The organism is Ruegeria sp. YKSE079, assembly GCF_059612845.1.
In genome coordinates, this window is the sequence record NZ_JBXWRJ010000008.1 from 39,016 (window position 1) to 53,995 (window position 14,980).

A 14,980-nucleotide genomic window follows, 5' to 3' on the forward strand; every position below is an offset into this window, starting at 1 on the left:
CTCAGACAAGCTGGCGATAGTGATACTCTGCGACAAGGTTCATGCCGAGAGAGCGGTAGAGGGCGTTGGCCCCTTCGTTCGCCTTGGTGCAGATCACGCTAAGGGTCTGTGCGCCGTTGTCCATCGCCCAAAAGGCCGCGCCACGCATGGCCCATTGGCCCAGGCCCTGCCGGCGCTGGTGCGGCAGGATTTCCAGGGCATGCACCATTGCAGTTCCATCATGAATGGCGACAAAGCCGGTGCCGCCGGGCTTGTCGCGGTGGCGCATCAGCAGGCCGGTCTTTGGCCCTTTGGCGCGGTCCATCACGGCCAGCCGCGCGGGGCCGATGCCACCCTGCGCCCAGATTTCACGCATGATCGCCAGCGGTTCCCACAGGGTGAAGACGGTGACGCGGGGGATGGGGATATCGGTGAGGTGTTCGACCGGACAGGCATAGATATTGACCGGATCGAACTTTTCATAGCCGCGCGCCGCCAGTTGCGCATCCAGCGCCTCGTCACCGGGACGCAGACAGAACAGGCGTTTTTGACCCAAAGTCTGCATCGCCGCCTCGGCTGCGTCGATATCGGCCTCGGTGACTTCGCCGATCCTGCTGGCCGCGGACACGCGCGAACCGGCCCCCTGCGCCTCGCGAAGCATGAATGGCCCCGACCGCGTGAATCGGACAGCGGGCCAGGTGCCGTCGACGACCTCCGCCCAGTTGATGCTCAAAGCTCAAGCTCCTGCGCCAGACGGGTCATCGCCGCGTCGACGCGTGCACCGTCGGTGCCCCGGATCACGATATTGGCGCCAAAGGCCCCGTTCACCTGGAACGGATAGCAGCCGATGGTCAGGTCGCCAAAGGCGTTGGCCAGTTGCGACAGCGTTTCGGCAATGTCGCCTTCGCCCCGGTCCACCCGCAGGGTCTGCGACAAGAGCGGCGCGCCACCGGTCAGCGTCGGCAGGACGCTGGCCACCATGGCCTGAAACACCAGCGGCACGCCCGCCATCACATGCACGTTGCCCAGCGTGAACCCCGGCGCGGTCGAAACCGGGTTGGCGATCAGCTCTGCAGTGTCCGGGATGCGCGCCATGCGCATGCGTGCTGCGTTGAGTTCCAGCCCGGTCTTTTCGTAATGCGCCTCAAGCAGGGCGCGGGCGTCGTCGCGCACATCGATGCCGACACCAAAGGCGCGGGCGATGCAATCGGCGGTGATATCGTCGTGGGTCGGGCCGATGCCACCGCTGGTGAAGACGTGGTCGAAGCTTTGCGACAACTGTTTGACGGCGGTTTCAATGGCTGCAGGGTCATCGCTGACCACACGCACCTCTTTCAGGTCGATGCCATGTTTTGTGAGTTCACCCGCCAGATAATGCATGTTGGCGTCGCGGGTGCGGCCCGACAAGATCTCGTCTCCGATCACGAGCATTGCAGCGGTTGGGTTGGGCATGGCACCCTCTCCTCTTGAATGACCTTCAGCGCAGGTATAGGCCCGGACCCATGCGCTTTGAAACCCCTCTTGTGCCCGCCCGCCTGATCCGCCGCTACAAACGCTTTCTGGCAGATTGCACGCTGGAGGACGGGCGCGAGGTGACCGCGCATTGCGCCAATCCGGGTTCGATGATGGGGTTGGCCGAGCCGGGCGTTAAGATCTGGCTGGAGCCGAATGACGATCCGAAAAAGAAGCTGAAGTTCGGCTGGCGGCTGGTCGATCACGAGAACGGGCATTTCACCGGGGTCGATACTTCGGTGCCGAACCGGGCGCTGAGGGCCGCGCTGGAAAGCGGTAGGGTGGCGGAACTGGCAGATTACCGCACAGTGCGGGCCGAGGTGAAATATGGGCAAAACAGCCGCATCGACTTTCTGCTGAGCCAGCCGGGTCTGCCAGACGCCTATGTCGAGGTCAAAAGCGTGACCCTGTCGCGCCATCCGCGACTGGCGGAGTTTCCCGACAGCGTGACCCAGCGCGGCACCAAACATCTGGGAGAGCTCGCGGCGATGGCGGCGCAGGGTCACCGCGCCGTGATGCTGTATTTGGTGCAACGCACCGATTGCGACAGCTTTGCTTTGGCGGCGGATATCGATCCGGCTTATGCAGCGGCATTCGAGGCGGCGCGGGCGACCGGGGTCGAGCGGCTGGTATACGGCACCGAGATTTCTCCAAAAGGCGTCAGGGTGACCGATGCCTTGACCGGTTTGAGCGGACTTGCCTGAACCGAAAGGCGGTGCCGACGATGAGAAATTGGGTATAACAAATTTCGAAAAGCGGGTATATGTAAGCTATCCAATTGCAGCTAGCATGGCGCCGATCCGACAACTCGTGCCCTCCGAAACCGGAGTGTCCAGCCAAGAGCGACGCCATGACCAAGATCGAAGATTATGCATTCCCCAAGGGGCTTGACCTGCTGCGCCGCTGGCAGGCGGAAGACCCGGACGCCAAGGCCGAAATGAAAAGGGTTTTTGATGCCGCGATTGCCGGGGACTTCGACGAGAACTTTGCCATCAAGGCCGATCCCGGCCGTGTCAACTGTGTCGCTTCGGTTCATATGCTGGCGCTGGCGGTTCTGAACGACCTCTATGGCATCGAAACCCGCGAATACTATCACGAAGACCCCTATCGTTACGTGCGCGCCAATCTTGCCGTGACCCGGCTGATGGGGGTGAACAAGTTCTACATCACCTGGGCGCTTTACGCCTGGACCTGCGAGCCGCTGGGCCAGACCATGATGTATCCCGACAAGTTCCCGCCGGGGGCCGATCCGGATGACATGCTGATCAACAAGGAAAACTGGCGTGATCTGAAAACGCCGGATTTCACCACGGGCGCGCCGCTGGCGATCACCAACATCCTGCGGGTGTTCCAGGAACTGACCGGGCTGCCACCGCTGCTGCAGATCTCGGCACCATATAGTCTTGCCGCGGACATCTACGGGCAGGAGCCACTGCTGGCCGATGTGGTGCACGACCCCGATGAGGTGAACGCGCTGCTGGATCATCTGGGCGATGTGGTGCTGGGGCCGTGGATGGACCACCACGTCGCAACGTTTCCGAACGGATGGATCGAGCTGTCCGATGCGTCGGGTTCACCGTTTTTCATCGGGCCGGAGAATTGCAAGAACATGTCGATCCGGTCGATCCGGCACATGCTGCGCGACAAACCTTATGCGAACCGCGTGTTCGACAACAACTATCGCGGCGACCATGTGGCGATGGCGAAAAAGAAAGACCGCAGTTCGCGCCGCCGGGGTGGACGGGGCGGCGGCGACTCCGCAGCTCCCGAACTGGCCCCATCGGAGAATCCGGCGTTGCTGGACCTGACCGAAGCCAAGGTCAGCGTGAACCCGGTTTTCATCATGCGGCTGGCGGCGGATTTGGTCGACATCTCGTTCTATGAACAACAGGCGATCCAGCGGAACATGCCGCTGACCTCGGGTGTCGGCTCGCCACAGATCGACGCCAACAGCATCGAGGATCTGGACGCGGCCAAGCGGAACGCTCGCGAAATGGCGCGTTCGCATGTGGCGGCGATCCGGAATGTCTGCGCCAACGTGGATCTGCCAGAGGACAACCACGTCGGGCAGGCCTGGCCCAGCCATATCTATTTCGAAGACGTGAACCTGCATTCCCAGTTCGATCTGGTCGAGATCATTCTTGATGAGGTTTATGACTCGGAACCGATCAGGCGGCGCGAAGTCGCACCTGTCTGAGCGGTTCCCGACAGAGTTTTCCAAGGTTGAGCGGCGGGGCCGGTGAGGTTCCTCCCCTGAATGTTCCGCGAATTGTGTCAGGTCAAACGGACGCTAGGCTCAGTGGATGCGATAGCTTTGACCTGACGCTGGTTCGGGCGCTCTGGCGCGGGGGCGAACCGGGTCCCTCGTATCCGGACGGAGAGTGTGCAATCCGCCTGGTTGTCTCCTGATTGTCGCGAGACGCGGATTACACCGGGCGCAGATGGCCCCATTTTGCGGAAAACATTGCGACCCCGCGCCCTCTGGCACTTTCTGCGTAAGCAGCGTAAAGAGGGTTTCGCGTGCAACAATTGGAGCCCCGCACCGATGAAGGAACACCGTGGCCGCCTGACCAAGGATGGTATCCGTATCTATGAGACGTCCGACTTTGCTGGCATGCATGCGGCAGGAGCGGTTGCGGCCGGGATACTGGATGACATTGCCGCGCATGTCTTTCCCGGTCAGACCACGGGTGAAATCGACCGGGTCATTACCGAGATGGTCGAGAACGTCGGCGCGAAATCGGCCACCATCGGCTATAAGGGCTATCAGCACGCAAGCTGCATTTCGGTCAATCACGTGGTCTGCCACGGCATCCCCGGCGACAAGAAGCTCAAGGACGGCGATATTCTGAACATCGACGTGACCGTCATCGTGGATGGCTGGTTTGGCGACACCTCGCGCATGTATGTGGCCGGCAAACTGCCCCGCAAGGCGGAACGTTTGATCCAGGTGACCCATGATGCGCTGTTCAAAGGTATCGAGATGGTCCGACCGGGCAACACCTTTGGCGATATCGGCCACGCCATCCAGTCCTTTGTCGAGGCACACCGGATGAGCGTGGTTCGGGATTTCTGCGGTCACGGTCTGGGACAGGTGTTTCACGCGCCGCCGAACGTGCTGCATTATGGCCGCCCGGGCACCGGCGCCAAACTTGAAGAGGGCATGTTCTTCACCATCGAACCGATGGTCAATCTGGGCCGCCCCGAGACCAAGACACTGGCCGATGACTGGACAGCCGTCACCCGCGACAAGTCACTGTCGGCACAATTCGAACATTCGGTGGGTGTGACCGCCAACGGGGTCGAGATTTTCACCCTGTCACCGGGCGGCAAGTTCCACCCGACCTATTCGTCCAATTCGACGGCTTGATCGCGCAACAGTTTCAGCAGCATCGTTTCACGCCCCCACGGGGTGACGGCATCGTGGATGAACACGGATGAGCGCAGCGGTTTGCGCTCGGGTCCTTGGGTGGTCTCTGCATCCTGATTGAGTGCCCAGAACGGGGCGGTCAAGGCATGGTCCATGAGGGCAATCTAGCACAATCGGTTCAAAAACCCAAAAGTGCAGGCACGTCGGCCATGTCATGGAAAACTTCGGCCCCCAATGCCGCAAGCGCTTTACCGTCGTCATGAGGCGCGAAGCCAAGGCAGCGCATGCCGGCGCGCGCGGCTGCGGTTACGCCGCTGCCGCTGTCCTCAATCACCACGCACTCATCTGCCTGCATCTGGAAACGGCTGGCTGCGGCCAGAAACAACCCAGGCTCCGGCTTCGAGACACCTAGTGTATGAGCCGAAAACATCGCGTCGGGATGAAATCGATCCCACAACCCGTTCTGGCCAAGGGTGATGCGCATCTTGTCCTCGCTGCCGTTGGAGGCAACGCAGCAAGAAATGTTGGCGGTATCCAAATATGCCAGCAGATCCGGGATGCCTGTGACCAGCGGCACTCCTTGGCGCAGGAAGGCATATTCCTGGGCATAGACTTGTTCGATCCAGTCCTCAGGCAGAATTGCGCCTAGGCTGAGGGCCTTTTCCTTCACACCGGCCATTGATAAGCCGACAAACATATCCATCGACTGTTCAGCCGTCATGGGTAATCCATGCCGTGTCAGATTGTCCGCCATAATCTGGTTCGAGGCAGGTTCGCTATCCACCAAAACACCATCGCAATCGAAAATCACAAGTTTATACATTGCTTGTTCCCTTTTATCCCGTCTCGGGCGTAACAGCTGGGAGATCAGGTGCAATCGAACCGCGGGCGAAAAACCGCCCTGACTGTTTCAGGTTGAAATATCCTTCCACATCAACGTGATATGGGTATCTCCGTATTTCCGCGCGTCATGCAGTGTGAAGCCCTCGGGGGCCGTCATGGGCGCATTTTCTTCCCAGACGACCAGTGCGCCATCGGCGATCCACCCCCCGACGACCGCGGCGGCAAGCGCCTTTTGGCCCAGCGCCTTGCCATAGGGCGGGTCGAGAAAGATCAGGTCATAAGGATCGCCCGGATTTTCCTGTAACCGGGTCGCATCGCGGCGGATCAGGTCGGTGCGGTCAGCGCTGCGGGTCAGGTCAATGTTCTTCCGGATCAGACCCTGTGCCACACGTCCATCATCTACGAAAGTCACATGCGCCGCGCCGCGCGACAGCGCCTCAAGCCCCAGTGCGCCGGTGCCTGCAAACAGGTCCAACACGCGCAGGCCGTCGAAATCAATCTGATGGGACAGCACGTTGAACAGGCTTTCGCGCACCCGGTCGGTGGTGGGGCGCAGATGCGCGCCCGCGTCGCCCTTGCCGACCGAGGCCAGTGCGCGGCCCCGGAATTCTCCGGCGATGATCCTCACGCTTTCAGAAGCGCTTTGAGGTCGGTTTCAGGGTCGGATACGGCAGCCGGATCGGCATTCTTGCCCATGTCGATCAGCCGCTTGCCGACCATATAGGCGCGCGGATCGTTCATCGCGTCCACGGCCACCAGTTGCCCGCCCTTGTAGTACCAGAACGAAGTGGTCAGCCCCTCGCCCTTGCGGGTCACCACCTGATCATAGCCGGTATTCAGCCCGGCAATCTGCAGTTTGACGTCGTATTGGTCCGACCAGAACCATGGCTGCGCGACATAGCCCTTGCCCGCGCCCAGCATGTTCTGGGCCACGACCTCGGCCTGATCGATGGCGTTGGGCACGCTTTCCAACCGGATGCGCTGCCCCTTGTAGGGAAACGAGGCGCAATCGCCCGCCGCCCAGATCGACGGATCGGAGGTGCGGCCCTGCGCGTCGGTCCTGATGCCGTTCTCGATCTCCAGCCCTGCCATTTCGGCCAGTTGCGTCGAGGGCGTGATGCCGACGCCAACAACCACGAAATCCACCACCAGCTCGGTCCCGTCACTGAGCACCGCGCCGGTCACGTTGCCGCCTTCGCCGGTGATCCGCTCAAGCCCGACGCCTTCGCGGATATCAACGCCGTGACCACCATGCAGGGCGCGGAAATAATCGCTGGTTTCCGGGGCCGCCACACGCTGCAGGATGCGGTCGGCCATTTCGACCAGTGTCACGCTGACCCCGCGCTTGGCGCAGACGGCCGCCGCCTCAAGCCCGATATAACCGCCGCCGACGATCAGCGCCCGTTTGCCCTGGATCACGGACGGGGCCATGGCATCGACATCGCCCAGATCGCGCACGACATGCACCCCCTGCAGATCGCCGCCGATGGCGGCGGGCAGGCGGCGCGGGTCAGAGCCGGTCGTCAGCGCCAACTGGTCGTACGAGATCACCTCGTCCCCAAGCGTCACGGTCTTGGCATTCGGGTCGATTCCGGTGACACGCTCGCCAAGGCGCAGGGTGATGTTTTGTTCGGCATAAAAACTTTCGGGCCGCAGGAACAACCGTTCCAGCTCCATCTCGCCCAGAAGATAGGCCTTGCTGAGCGGCGGGCGTTGATAGGGCAGGACCGGTTCGGCGCCGATCAGGGTGATTTCGCCGTCAAAACCCTGTTTGCGCAGCATTGCCACAAGGGACGATCCGGCCTGCCCCGCTCCGATCACTACAAAATGGCTCATGATCCTCCCGCCTTGTCGAATTTCCGTGGTCACATCTGGTTGCCCAGCTATATGCCTTTAGGGAACAATCCGTAAATCCATCAGATAGGAAACCGCAAGATGATTTCAGTTGGGGATACGCTTCCGGGCGCAAAACTCATCCATATGACCGACAAGGGGCCGCAGGAAGTCCAGCTTGCCGACAAGTTGTCGGGGCGCAAGGTGGTGATCGTTGCGGTGCCTGCCGCGTTTTCGGGGCTGTGCGATCAGGTTCATCTGCCCAGCTTCATCCGGACCAAGGCGCAATTCGACGACAGGGGTGTGGATGAAATCATCTGCCTGGCGGTCAACGATCCGTTCGTGATGAAGGCGTGGGGAGAGTCCACCGGCGCGAGTGAAGCCGGGATCACCATGCTGGCCGATGCCGATGGCGGTTTTACCAAGGCGATCGGGATGGATTTCGACGCTCCGGTGGTGGGTCTGTATGGCCGGTCGACCCGCTATGCCATGCTGGTCGAAGATGGAACTGTTCGGGTGCTCAACACCGAATCCGAACACGGTGTCTGCGACCGTACGGCGGGCGAAGGGTTGCTCGAGGCGATCTGAGCGTTGCGGCCCCGGCCAATCGCCGGGGCCATTACTTGCCTGTTATCTGCAAACCCCTCAAATTGCTTGAGACCGTCCCGAAATGCTCCGATACTCGGGTTAGCGACATCGGGAGCTGAACTCATGAAAACAAGGTTATTTATCACGGCCATTTTGACCGGCGGAATTCTTGCCGCCTGCGCGCCCGCGCCCACGCCTCAGGCTCAGGCCGCCCGGCAGCACGAGATCGCCTGCCTGAGCGGAACGCTGGGCGGCGCGCTGATCGGTGGCGCCATCGGCAATCAGTTCGGAGGTGGCTCGGGCAAGACCATCCTGACCGCAGCGGGCGCTGCAGCCGGCGGCGCATCCGGGCAAAGATACTCGTGCTGAGGAGAGATTTGAGATGAAACAGGGATTTGCAGCCTTGGTGGCCTTGACGCTGGCGTCAACCGCGATGGCGGATCAGGTGGCCGAACTCAACGAGGCCGAACTGAACGCGATAGACGCAAACAACGACGGGTTTCTGTCAAAGGATGAGTTCAACGCTTTTGCGGACTATGCCTTTCAGGCGATGGACGAAAACCGCGATGGCACGCTGACGGCAGCGGAAACGCGGCCGCATTTCGCGATCGGGCATTTTTCGGCCATGGACAAGAACGGCGACAACCTGGTGTCCTCGGGCGAGTTTTCGGATCAGATGTCACAGGATTTCCTGTCTGCGGATCAGGATCAGAACGGCAGCCTTGACTGACGGCGACGAGCGGCGGCACGAGAGGTCTCGCCGCCATGTGATTTCGATGTGATCGGGTTCGCCCTATCTGATGGTTTAGAGAAACCAATCAGGGTGCATCATGACATATCGTATTTCAAAAATCGCCGCCGCCGCGCTTGTGGCAATGACGCCGTTGATGGCCAATGTCGCCCATGCGGATGCCAAAGTTATTCTGCCGGTCAAGGGCCAGAAGATCTGTCAAGGCCACCAATGCCTGCGCGTCGATGCCAGCACCGGGCGCATGCAGCTGGCCGGACGAAACTCTGTCGCGATTCCGGATGGGATCAACGTGAGCAGTGGCAGCGTCACACCTGCCGAGTTCCGCAAGATGCTGCAGGTCGCAGGGCTGGCATCCGCCTATGGCTCGGGACGCCGCTGATACTTACAGCAAGGCGTCCATTTTTCGGGCAAGCTTGGCGTCGAGGGAGCTAAGTCCCTCGACATCATGTGTCGACAGAACCACCTCGACCGTTTTGTAGACATTCCGCCATTCGGGGTGGTGATTCCATTTCTCGGCCCAGATCGCGGCACGCGTCATCCAGCCGAATGCCTCGACAAAATTGTCGAAGATGAACGTCTTGGTGATCGCGTCGCGATCTTCGGTCATGGTCCAGCCGTTCTTGAACAGCGGATCCAACAGCGGGCCTCGGGCTTCTTTGGACAAAAGTTCGGTCATTGCTGTTCCTCCGGGTTCGACTTCCTGAACGGGCCATAGTCGGTCAGGATCTCGATCTCTTCGCCGACCGCCTCGCTTTCCGCCTCAAGATACCGGTCCACGGCTTTTGCGAAACCGGGATCTGCAATCCAGTGCAGACTGTGCGTCCGGGTCGGCAGATATCCGCGCGCAAGCTTGTGTTCGCCCTGCGCGCCGGCCTCGACCCGTTTCAGCCGATTGGCGATGGCGAAATCGATGGCCCTATAATAGCACAGTTCGAAATGCAGAAAGGGATGATGTTCGGTACAGCCCCAGTAGCGGCCGAACAGGGTGTCGCGGCCAACGAAATTCAGCGCTGCCGCCACGGGGTACCCGTTGCGCTCGGCCAGAACCAAGGCGACATCATCTGTCATCGTGTCTTGTACGTGATCGAAAAAGGTGCGCGTCAGATAGGGCGAACCCCACTTGCGTGACCCGGTATCCTGATAGAAGGTCCAGAAGGCATCCCAGTGCTCCGGGCGCAAATCCGGGCCGGTCAGAGTTCGGATCGTGCCGCCGAATTCGCAGGCCTGTGCGCGCTCCTTGCGGATATTTTTGCGTTTGCGTGACGATAGCGCGGCAAGAAACTCGTCAAAGTCCCCGTAATCGTCATTCAGCCAGTGAAACTGTTGCGACATCCGATGCATGAGCCCCATTTCGGTGCCGGCCTCGGCCTCGGTTTTGGTGCAAAAGGTGACATGCAGGGACGAGACCCGATTTTCGGCGGCCAGTTGAACCGCGCCCTGCACCAGCGCCGACATTCCGATCGTGTCGTATCCCGGACGGACAAGGAACCTGCGACCCGTGGCCGGGGTAAACGGCACCGCGATCTGAAGCTTGGGGTAATAGTGACCCCCCGCCCGCTCGTAAGCATGCGCCCAGCTGTGGTCGAAGATGTATTCTCCCTGGCTGTGCGACTTGGCATACATCGGCGCGGCACCGATCATCATGCCGTCGAGATGGGCGGTCAGGTATTGCGGCTGCCAGCCGGTGCCACGCCCGACAGAGCCGCTTTGTTCCAGCGCCAGCAGGAAACGATGCGTAGTGAACGGATCGACCGGGCGGCCGCCATCGGTGGTTTCAGGACAGGCGCAGCTATCCCATTCATGTGCCGCAATCTGGGTCAGTGACCCGAGAACCCGAACTTCGATCTGTGCCTGATCCATAGAACCTCCGCCCCTTTGTTATCTGTGGTCGTGCGGCAGGGGATCAAGCAGGATGTTCGGCCAGGTACCCTTCGAAGGTGATATTGTCGACAACCTTGCGCGCCTCGGCCTCTTGCTCTGCCGAGCGCACCGTCCAGCACAGGATCGGCACGCCCTGAGCCTTTAACTCGGCCACGCGCGCGCGGCTCAGGTCTTCGACCTCGTGGCTGATGAATGATGCGCGTACTCGATCGAAATCCGGGATATCTCGCAAATGGTTGCAGATCTGTTCCGACAGCGGCCAGTCGGCCGGATCATAGGCGCTGGTGACGATGCCGCGCGGAATCCTGGGGGCAAGACGCGCCAGTTCCGCCACGCTGTTGGGATTGAACGACATCAGCGCCACCGGGCCGTCATAAGTGGCCAGCGCCCGAACCGCCGCCTGTTCCAGCGGGCCGATGCCGGTGCCCATGGCCCCGTCCTGATCCTTGAACTCGATCAGCAGCGGCACCCGCCCCGCAACGATTTCCAGCACTTCGGCCAGTGAAGGGATGCCTTCGCCCTCGGAGTGCAGCAATCGCACGTCTGACGCCTGGGACGCCGTGAGTTGCCGGATCGGGCCGGGCTGACCGGTCAACCGGCGCAGGTCATAGTCGTGAAATACCATCGCCTGACCGTCAGATGTCATCTGCAGGTCGATTTCGATTCCGTATCCGGCCTTGATCGCTGCCCGGATGGCGGCGCGGCTGTTTTCAGGGCGAGCGTTGGTCGAATCATGAAGCGCCCGATGTGCGATCGGGCGCTTGAGAAAATCAGGCGGCAAGGATGGCGTCATCGAATTTCGAAGATTCCTTCGATTTCGACGGCAACACCCAGCGGCAGGGCGGCGGCGCCCACAGCAGAGCGGGAATGACGCCCTGCTTCGCCCAGCGCTTCGCCCAGGAAATCCGAGGCGCCGTTGATCACCTGCGGTTGCGCGGTGAAATCGCCGGTCGAATTCACGAATCCGGTCAGCTTGACCACTCGCACCAGACGCTCGATATCGCCGTCGCAGGCGGCCTTGACCTGCGCCAGCAGGTTGATGGCACAGACCTTGGCTGCTGCTGCCCCGGCCTCGATTTCCATGTCGGCACCCAGCTTTCCGGTGATCAGCCCGTTTTCGTCCTTGGAAATCTGCCCCGATACGTAAAGCAGATTGTCCACCCGCACGAACGGCACATAGTTGGCCGCCGGAGCGGGCGCGTCGGGCAGAGAAACGCCCAGGCTTTCGAGTTTTGCTGCGATGCTCATGAATCGCTTCCTCCAGTTTCCGAGTCCGGCGGACGCTAACCGGGAACATCCAGCACGAAAAGCCCGAAACTCGCCTTCTTGCGGTCCAATTGCGCCAATACCATGCATTGCGCAGCGGGCGATACGCCGAAAACCACCCAATTCCCAAGCAAACGTGACCGACACTTTACGTTCCGCTGTACCGGCGCTAGATGCTTTGATGTTTCAATTCCGTGCCGCGTCCACTATGTGTCACCCAAATTGCGTCGCTCAGGTTGACGACCGTTTGAAAAACCAGTTTTGCCAGGCCTCGCCGTCGTGGAGTACAGAATAACCGTGTTGACCCGCCTGATTTCCAAATTCCCGTTTATTCTCGTGGCGGCAGTCGGTCTGACGGCCTGTGCCAAGGCGCCGGACGAGGCTGCGACACGCAATGGCATTCATGATCCGTACGAAAATACCAACAGGTCGATTCATGAATTCAACCGGGGTGTCGACAGGTTCTTTTTCCGCCCGGCATCCAAGGGCTATGTCACGATCATACCCGAGCCGATGGTGACCAGCTTCAACTCGTTCGCGGAAAACCTGTCGATGCCGAGCAACGCGGTGGATTTCCTGCTGCAGGGCAAACCCAAGGAATCCGGCATCGCGCTGTTGCGGTTCCTGATCAACTCGACCGTGGGTTTCGCGGGTCTGGCCGACCCTGCCAGCGATTTCAAGATCCCGCGTGTGGACACCGATTTTGGCGAAACCCTGCATGTCTGGGGCTTTGGCGAGGGTGCTTACGTTGAACTGCCGCTTTATGGCCCCTCGACAACACGCGACGCGGTGGGCGTGGTGGTCAACCTGTTCACCAACCCGATTGATTTCGCGCCGACCCGGCCCGCCGACAATCTTGGGCTATATGCCGAGGTGGTCCGCCGCATGGGGGATCGCGGACGGTATTCGGACACGGTCGACTCGATCCTGTATGAAAGCGCGGACAGCTATGCGCAGGCGCGCCTGATTTATCTGCAGAACCGCCGCTTCGAACTGGCAACCGACGACGAAGATGCCTATCTGGGCCTTTACACCGATCCCTATTCCGAAATCGGGCCGGACCCGTCGGACCCGACACTGGACCCTTATGAGGACCCCTATGCCGAATAACTGGATGAACCGCCGCGCTTTCCTCACGTCCGCCGTCGCAGGCCTTGGAATGGCCGCAATGCCGCTGCCCGCATTGGCCCTGACCGAAGCGGGGGCAATGCAGTTGGTCAACAGCGTCGTGACCGAAATCAACAGCGTGATCGACTCGGGCAAGTCCGAGCAGGCAATGCTGCGCGATTTCGAGAAGATCTTTGTGCAATACGGCGACGTGCCGATCATGGCGCGCTATGCGCTGGGGGCAGATGCGCGCAGCGCAAGCCCGGCGCAGCTGAAAAAGTTCACCCAGGCGTTTCAGGGCTATATCTCGCGCAAATACGGTCGCCGCTTCCGCGAATTCATCGGCGGTGAAGTGACCGTCAAGAGCGCCCGCAAGATCAAGGCGGGATACGAGGTGCGCAGCACCGTCAAGCTGCGGGGCGAAGCGCCGTTCGAGGTGACGTTCCTTGTCTCGGACAAATCGGGGCGCGACAAGTTCTTCAACATGTTCATCGAGGGCGTCAACGTTCTGTTGACCGAACGCACCGAAATCGGTGCGATGCTGGATGCGCGCAAGGGCAATCTGGATCAACTGATCCGGGATCTGAATTCCGCCGGATAAGGGCAATCCAATCCGAAAAGCCCGAAACCCCGCGCGTCTGGTCAGGCCGTGATCCGGTTTTCAGACCCTGATCGAAACCGTTGCACACAACCCCCAGCCGACCTCGCCCCGAGACGGCCTATCTCGTCGATGAAACCAGTGTGAACGCGTGGGGCCAACGAGTTTAGTCTGCGAGTTACACAACAAACTCTGACAGTTTCCGGCGCAATCCAAACACCAAATCAGGATCTCGATTGACAGCCGCGCACAAGAAAAACCCGCGCCATTGGCGCGGGCTGCCGAAGTTTCCGGGAGGGAGACATTACCAGTCCATAGGACCTTTTTCGGCGAAGGCGTCGACGAGGAAGTCGATGAAGGCCCGCACTTTCGGCTGCGTGAACCGGCCGGGCGGGTAGACGGCGTAAATCCCCTGCACTTCATCGGGCAGCGAGGGCATGGCATCCTCGACCAGCCCCTGTTTCAGCGCGTCCGAATACAGGTAGCTGGGCAGATAGGCGATCCCCAGCCCCGAAATCGCGGCATTCAATAGCGACTGACCGTCGTTCACACTCAGCCACCCTGCGGTGCGAACCTGCCGTTTTTCTCCCGACGGCGCGGTCAGTTTCCAGACATTGCCTGACGACTGGCTGGAATAATGCAAAAGCTTGTGTTCGTTCAGATCGTCGATCTTGGCGGGGCGGCCATATTGTTCGATATACCTTGGCGACGCGACCATGCGCTTGGTGGTTTCGGTCAGCTTGCGCGCCCGCAGCGTGCTGTCTTCCAGCTCTCCGATCCGAACCGCAACGTCGAACCCTTCCGAGATCAGTTCGACATAGCGGTTGTTCAGCACCATGTTGACGGTGATGTCCGGATAGCTGGCCAGAAAACTCGACAATACCGGCGACAGGTGATTGACACCGAAATCCGTCGCCACGCTGATCCGCAGCAACCCCGAAGGCGCCGACTGCATCGACGTGACCAGCGCATCGGCCTCGCCCGCATCGTTCAGAACCCGGCGGGCGCGGTCATAATAGGCCAGCCCGATTTCCGTCGGCGACACCCGGCGCGTGGTTCGGTTCAACAGCCGCGCGCCCAGCCGCGCTTCCAGGCTTGAGACATGTTTGGAAACAGCCGATTTGGAGATGCCCATTTTCTTGGCGGCATCGGTAAATCCCCCCTGATCCACCACATTGGCAAAAGCTTCCATTTCGGTGAGTCGATCCATACCGCTACCCCAAGTCTTCGTTCTTTCGTTCCGTTCTGACGC

The 14,980-nt window shown here is 60.6% G+C and carries 20 protein-coding genes; 9 read left to right on the forward strand and 11 right to left on the reverse strand.

Annotation, left to right across the window (positions count from 1 at the left end; all coding sequences use genetic code 11):
* Position 1 precedes the first annotated feature (1 nt).
* Together AC2FMY_RS09020 and AC2FMY_RS09025 are read right to left on the reverse strand one after the other, a co-directional pair.
* The gene (locus tag AC2FMY_RS09020; protein WP_496744338.1) at positions 2 to 712 is read right to left on the reverse strand and encodes a GNAT family N-acetyltransferase; all 711 of its coding nucleotides are present in this window, start codon (positions 710 to 712) and stop codon (positions 2 to 4) included.
* A complete protein-coding gene (locus AC2FMY_RS09025) occupies positions 709 to 1,431 on the reverse strand; it encodes a competence/damage-inducible protein A (RefSeq protein ID WP_480748496.1) in 723 nt (240 codons plus the stop codon). The genes AC2FMY_RS09020 and AC2FMY_RS09025 overlap by 4 nt, the downstream gene beginning before the upstream one ends.
* Before the next feature lie 50 nt (positions 1,432 to 1,481).
* Here AC2FMY_RS09025 and sfsA point away from each other — a divergent pair, with 50 nt between their 5' ends.
* The 3 genes from sfsA to map all read left to right on the forward strand — a co-directional run bounded on the left by sfsA (position 1,482) and on the right by map (position 4,861).
* Entirely contained in the window at positions 1,482 to 2,195 is a 714-nt protein-coding gene (gene sfsA, locus AC2FMY_RS09030; RefSeq protein ID WP_496744335.1) for a DNA/RNA nuclease SfsA, read from the forward strand.
* Positions 2,196 to 2,341: 146 nt separating this feature from the next.
* The gene (locus AC2FMY_RS09035; protein ID WP_496744333.1) at positions 2,342 to 3,688 is read left to right on the forward strand and encodes a uroporphyrinogen decarboxylase family protein; all 1,347 of its coding nucleotides are present in this window, start codon (positions 2,342 to 2,344) and stop codon (positions 3,686 to 3,688) included.
* A gap of 348 nt (positions 3,689 to 4,036) precedes the next feature.
* The gene (map, locus tag AC2FMY_RS09040) at positions 4,037 to 4,861 is read left to right on the forward strand and encodes a type I methionyl aminopeptidase (RefSeq protein WP_496744331.1); all 825 of its coding nucleotides are present in this window, start codon (positions 4,037 to 4,039) and stop codon (positions 4,859 to 4,861) included.
* On the opposite strand, the gene AC2FMY_RS09045 is transcribed toward map, so the two are convergent.
* The 4 genes from AC2FMY_RS09045 to AC2FMY_RS09060 all read right to left on the reverse strand — a co-directional run bounded on the left by AC2FMY_RS09045 (position 4,837) and on the right by AC2FMY_RS09060 (position 7,540).
* On the reverse strand, positions 4,837 to 5,016 hold the full coding sequence (locus AC2FMY_RS09045) for a hypothetical protein (RefSeq protein WP_480748492.1): 180 nt from the start codon (positions 5,014 to 5,016) through the stop codon (positions 4,837 to 4,839). The two genes, map and AC2FMY_RS09045, sit on opposite strands and share 25 nt — an antisense overlap.
* A 23-nt stretch (positions 5,017 to 5,039) precedes the next feature.
* Complete coding sequence (locus AC2FMY_RS09050) at positions 5,040 to 5,684, reverse strand: HAD family hydrolase (protein ID WP_496744329.1); 645 nt, start codon at positions 5,682 to 5,684, stop codon at positions 5,040 to 5,042.
* An 87-nt stretch (positions 5,685 to 5,771) separates the two neighbouring features.
* Positions 5,772 to 6,332 carry a 16S rRNA (guanine(966)-N(2))-methyltransferase RsmD gene (gene rsmD / locus AC2FMY_RS09055; RefSeq protein WP_496744327.1) on the reverse strand — a complete coding sequence of 187 codons (561 nt, stop codon included), beginning with the start codon at positions 6,330 to 6,332 and terminating at the stop codon, positions 5,772 to 5,774.
* Positions 6,329 to 7,540, reverse strand: a complete 1,212-nt coding sequence (locus AC2FMY_RS09060) for an NAD(P)/FAD-dependent oxidoreductase (RefSeq protein WP_496744325.1) — start codon at positions 7,538 to 7,540, stop codon at positions 6,329 to 6,331. The genes rsmD and AC2FMY_RS09060 overlap by 4 nt, the downstream gene beginning before the upstream one ends.
* A 99-nt stretch (positions 7,541 to 7,639) precedes the next feature.
* Between AC2FMY_RS09060 and AC2FMY_RS09065 the strand changes: the two genes are divergently transcribed.
* From AC2FMY_RS09065 to AC2FMY_RS09080, 4 genes are all read left to right on the forward strand, one after another.
* Positions 7,640 to 8,125, forward strand: a complete 486-nt coding sequence (locus tag AC2FMY_RS09065) for a peroxiredoxin (protein WP_496744324.1) — start codon at positions 7,640 to 7,642, stop codon at positions 8,123 to 8,125.
* 123 nt (positions 8,126 to 8,248) lie between these two features.
* Complete coding sequence (locus tag AC2FMY_RS09070) at positions 8,249 to 8,494, forward strand: glycine zipper 2TM domain-containing protein (protein WP_496744322.1); 246 nt, start codon at positions 8,249 to 8,251, stop codon at positions 8,492 to 8,494.
* Positions 8,495 to 8,507: 13 nt separating this feature from the next.
* Positions 8,508 to 8,855: an EF-hand domain-containing protein gene (locus AC2FMY_RS09075; protein ID WP_496744320.1), complete on the forward strand. Its 348-nt coding sequence runs from the start codon at positions 8,508 to 8,510 to the stop codon at positions 8,853 to 8,855.
* A gap of 100 nt (positions 8,856 to 8,955) precedes the next feature.
* Positions 8,956 to 9,255 (forward strand): hypothetical protein, encoded by a 300-nt coding sequence (locus tag AC2FMY_RS09080; protein ID WP_496807272.1) that lies wholly within the window; start codon positions 8,956 to 8,958, stop codon positions 9,253 to 9,255.
* Between the two features lie 3 nt (positions 9,256 to 9,258).
* On the opposite strand, the gene AC2FMY_RS09085 is transcribed toward AC2FMY_RS09080, so the two are convergent.
* From AC2FMY_RS09085 to AC2FMY_RS09100, 4 genes are read right to left on the reverse strand one after another with little or no spacing between them, the layout of a single operon-like run.
* Positions 9,259 to 9,552: a 4a-hydroxytetrahydrobiopterin dehydratase gene (locus AC2FMY_RS09085; protein WP_480748484.1), complete on the reverse strand. Its 294-nt coding sequence runs from the start codon at positions 9,550 to 9,552 to the stop codon at positions 9,259 to 9,261.
* Positions 9,549 to 10,736: a GNAT family N-acetyltransferase gene (locus AC2FMY_RS09090; RefSeq protein WP_480748483.1), complete on the reverse strand. Its 1,188-nt coding sequence runs from the start codon at positions 10,734 to 10,736 to the stop codon at positions 9,549 to 9,551. The genes AC2FMY_RS09085 and AC2FMY_RS09090 overlap by 4 nt, the downstream gene beginning before the upstream one ends.
* 43 nt (positions 10,737 to 10,779) lie before the next feature.
* Complete coding sequence (locus AC2FMY_RS09095; protein ID WP_496744315.1) at positions 10,780 to 11,550, reverse strand: glycerophosphodiester phosphodiesterase family protein; 771 nt, start codon at positions 11,548 to 11,550, stop codon at positions 10,780 to 10,782.
* Positions 11,547 to 12,005 carry a RidA family protein gene (locus AC2FMY_RS09100; protein ID WP_480748481.1) on the reverse strand — a complete coding sequence of 153 codons (459 nt, stop codon included), beginning with the start codon at positions 12,003 to 12,005 and terminating at the stop codon, positions 11,547 to 11,549. Before AC2FMY_RS09100 ends, AC2FMY_RS09095 begins: the two co-directional genes overlap by 4 nt.
* 309 nt (positions 12,006 to 12,314) lie before the next feature.
* Here AC2FMY_RS09100 and AC2FMY_RS09105 point away from each other — a divergent pair, with 309 nt between their 5' ends.
* Together AC2FMY_RS09105 and AC2FMY_RS09110 are read left to right on the forward strand one after the other, a co-directional pair.
* Positions 12,315 to 13,133: an MlaA family lipoprotein gene (locus AC2FMY_RS09105; protein ID WP_496807321.1), complete on the forward strand. Its 819-nt coding sequence runs from the start codon at positions 12,315 to 12,317 to the stop codon at positions 13,131 to 13,133.
* Positions 13,123 to 13,731, forward strand: a complete 609-nt coding sequence (locus AC2FMY_RS09110; protein WP_480748479.1) for an MlaC/ttg2D family ABC transporter substrate-binding protein — start codon at positions 13,123 to 13,125, stop codon at positions 13,729 to 13,731. The genes AC2FMY_RS09105 and AC2FMY_RS09110 overlap by 11 nt, the downstream gene beginning before the upstream one ends.
* Positions 13,732 to 14,032: 301 nt before the next feature.
* Here AC2FMY_RS09110 and AC2FMY_RS09115 read toward each other — a convergent pair whose 3' ends face one another.
* The gene (locus AC2FMY_RS09115) at positions 14,033 to 14,938 is read right to left on the reverse strand and encodes a LysR family transcriptional regulator (protein ID WP_480748478.1); all 906 of its coding nucleotides are present in this window, start codon (positions 14,936 to 14,938) and stop codon (positions 14,033 to 14,035) included.
* Positions 14,939 to 14,980 lie beyond the last annotated feature (42 nt).

Excerpts from the sequence above, each read along its gene's own strand:
- AC2FMY_RS09025 (WP_480748496.1), bottom strand. The coding sequence starts at position 1,431 with ATGCCCAACCCAACCGCTGCAATGCTCGTGATCGGAGACGAGATCTTG.
- sfsA (WP_496744335.1), top strand. The coding sequence starts at position 1,482 with ATGCGCTTTGAAACCCCTCTTGTGCCCGCCCGCCTGATCCGCCGCTAC.
- AC2FMY_RS09035 (WP_496744333.1), top strand. The coding sequence starts at position 2,342 with ATGACCAAGATCGAAGATTATGCATTCCCCAAGGGGCTTGACCTGCTG.
- map (WP_496744331.1), top strand. The coding sequence starts at position 4,037 with ATGAAGGAACACCGTGGCCGCCTGACCAAGGATGGTATCCGTATCTAT.
- AC2FMY_RS09045 (WP_480748492.1), bottom strand. The coding sequence starts at position 5,016 with ATGGACCATGCCTTGACCGCCCCGTTCTGGGCACTCAATCAGGATGCA.
- AC2FMY_RS09050 (WP_496744329.1), bottom strand. The coding sequence starts at position 5,684 with ATGTATAAACTTGTGATTTTCGATTGCGATGGTGTTTTGGTGGATAGC.
- AC2FMY_RS09060 (WP_496744325.1), bottom strand. The coding sequence starts at position 7,540 with ATGAGCCATTTTGTAGTGATCGGAGCGGGGCAGGCCGGATCGTCCCTT.
- AC2FMY_RS09065 (WP_496744324.1), top strand. The coding sequence starts at position 7,640 with ATGATTTCAGTTGGGGATACGCTTCCGGGCGCAAAACTCATCCATATG.
- AC2FMY_RS09070 (WP_496744322.1), top strand. The coding sequence starts at position 8,249 with ATGAAAACAAGGTTATTTATCACGGCCATTTTGACCGGCGGAATTCTT.
- AC2FMY_RS09075 (WP_496744320.1), top strand. The coding sequence starts at position 8,508 with ATGAAACAGGGATTTGCAGCCTTGGTGGCCTTGACGCTGGCGTCAACC.
- AC2FMY_RS09080 (WP_496807272.1), top strand. The coding sequence starts at position 8,956 with ATGACATATCGTATTTCAAAAATCGCCGCCGCCGCGCTTGTGGCAATG.
- AC2FMY_RS09085 (WP_480748484.1), bottom strand. The coding sequence starts at position 9,552 with ATGACCGAACTTTTGTCCAAAGAAGCCCGAGGCCCGCTGTTGGATCCG.
- AC2FMY_RS09090 (WP_480748483.1), bottom strand. The coding sequence starts at position 10,736 with ATGGATCAGGCACAGATCGAAGTTCGGGTTCTCGGGTCACTGACCCAG.
- AC2FMY_RS09095 (WP_496744315.1), bottom strand. The coding sequence starts at position 11,550 with ATGACGCCATCCTTGCCGCCTGATTTTCTCAAGCGCCCGATCGCACAT.
- AC2FMY_RS09100 (WP_480748481.1), bottom strand. The coding sequence starts at position 12,005 with ATGAGCATCGCAGCAAAACTCGAAAGCCTGGGCGTTTCTCTGCCCGAC.
- AC2FMY_RS09110 (WP_480748479.1), top strand. The coding sequence starts at position 13,123 with ATGCCGAATAACTGGATGAACCGCCGCGCTTTCCTCACGTCCGCCGTC.
- AC2FMY_RS09115 (WP_480748478.1), bottom strand. The coding sequence starts at position 14,938 with ATGGATCGACTCACCGAAATGGAAGCTTTTGCCAATGTGGTGGATCAG.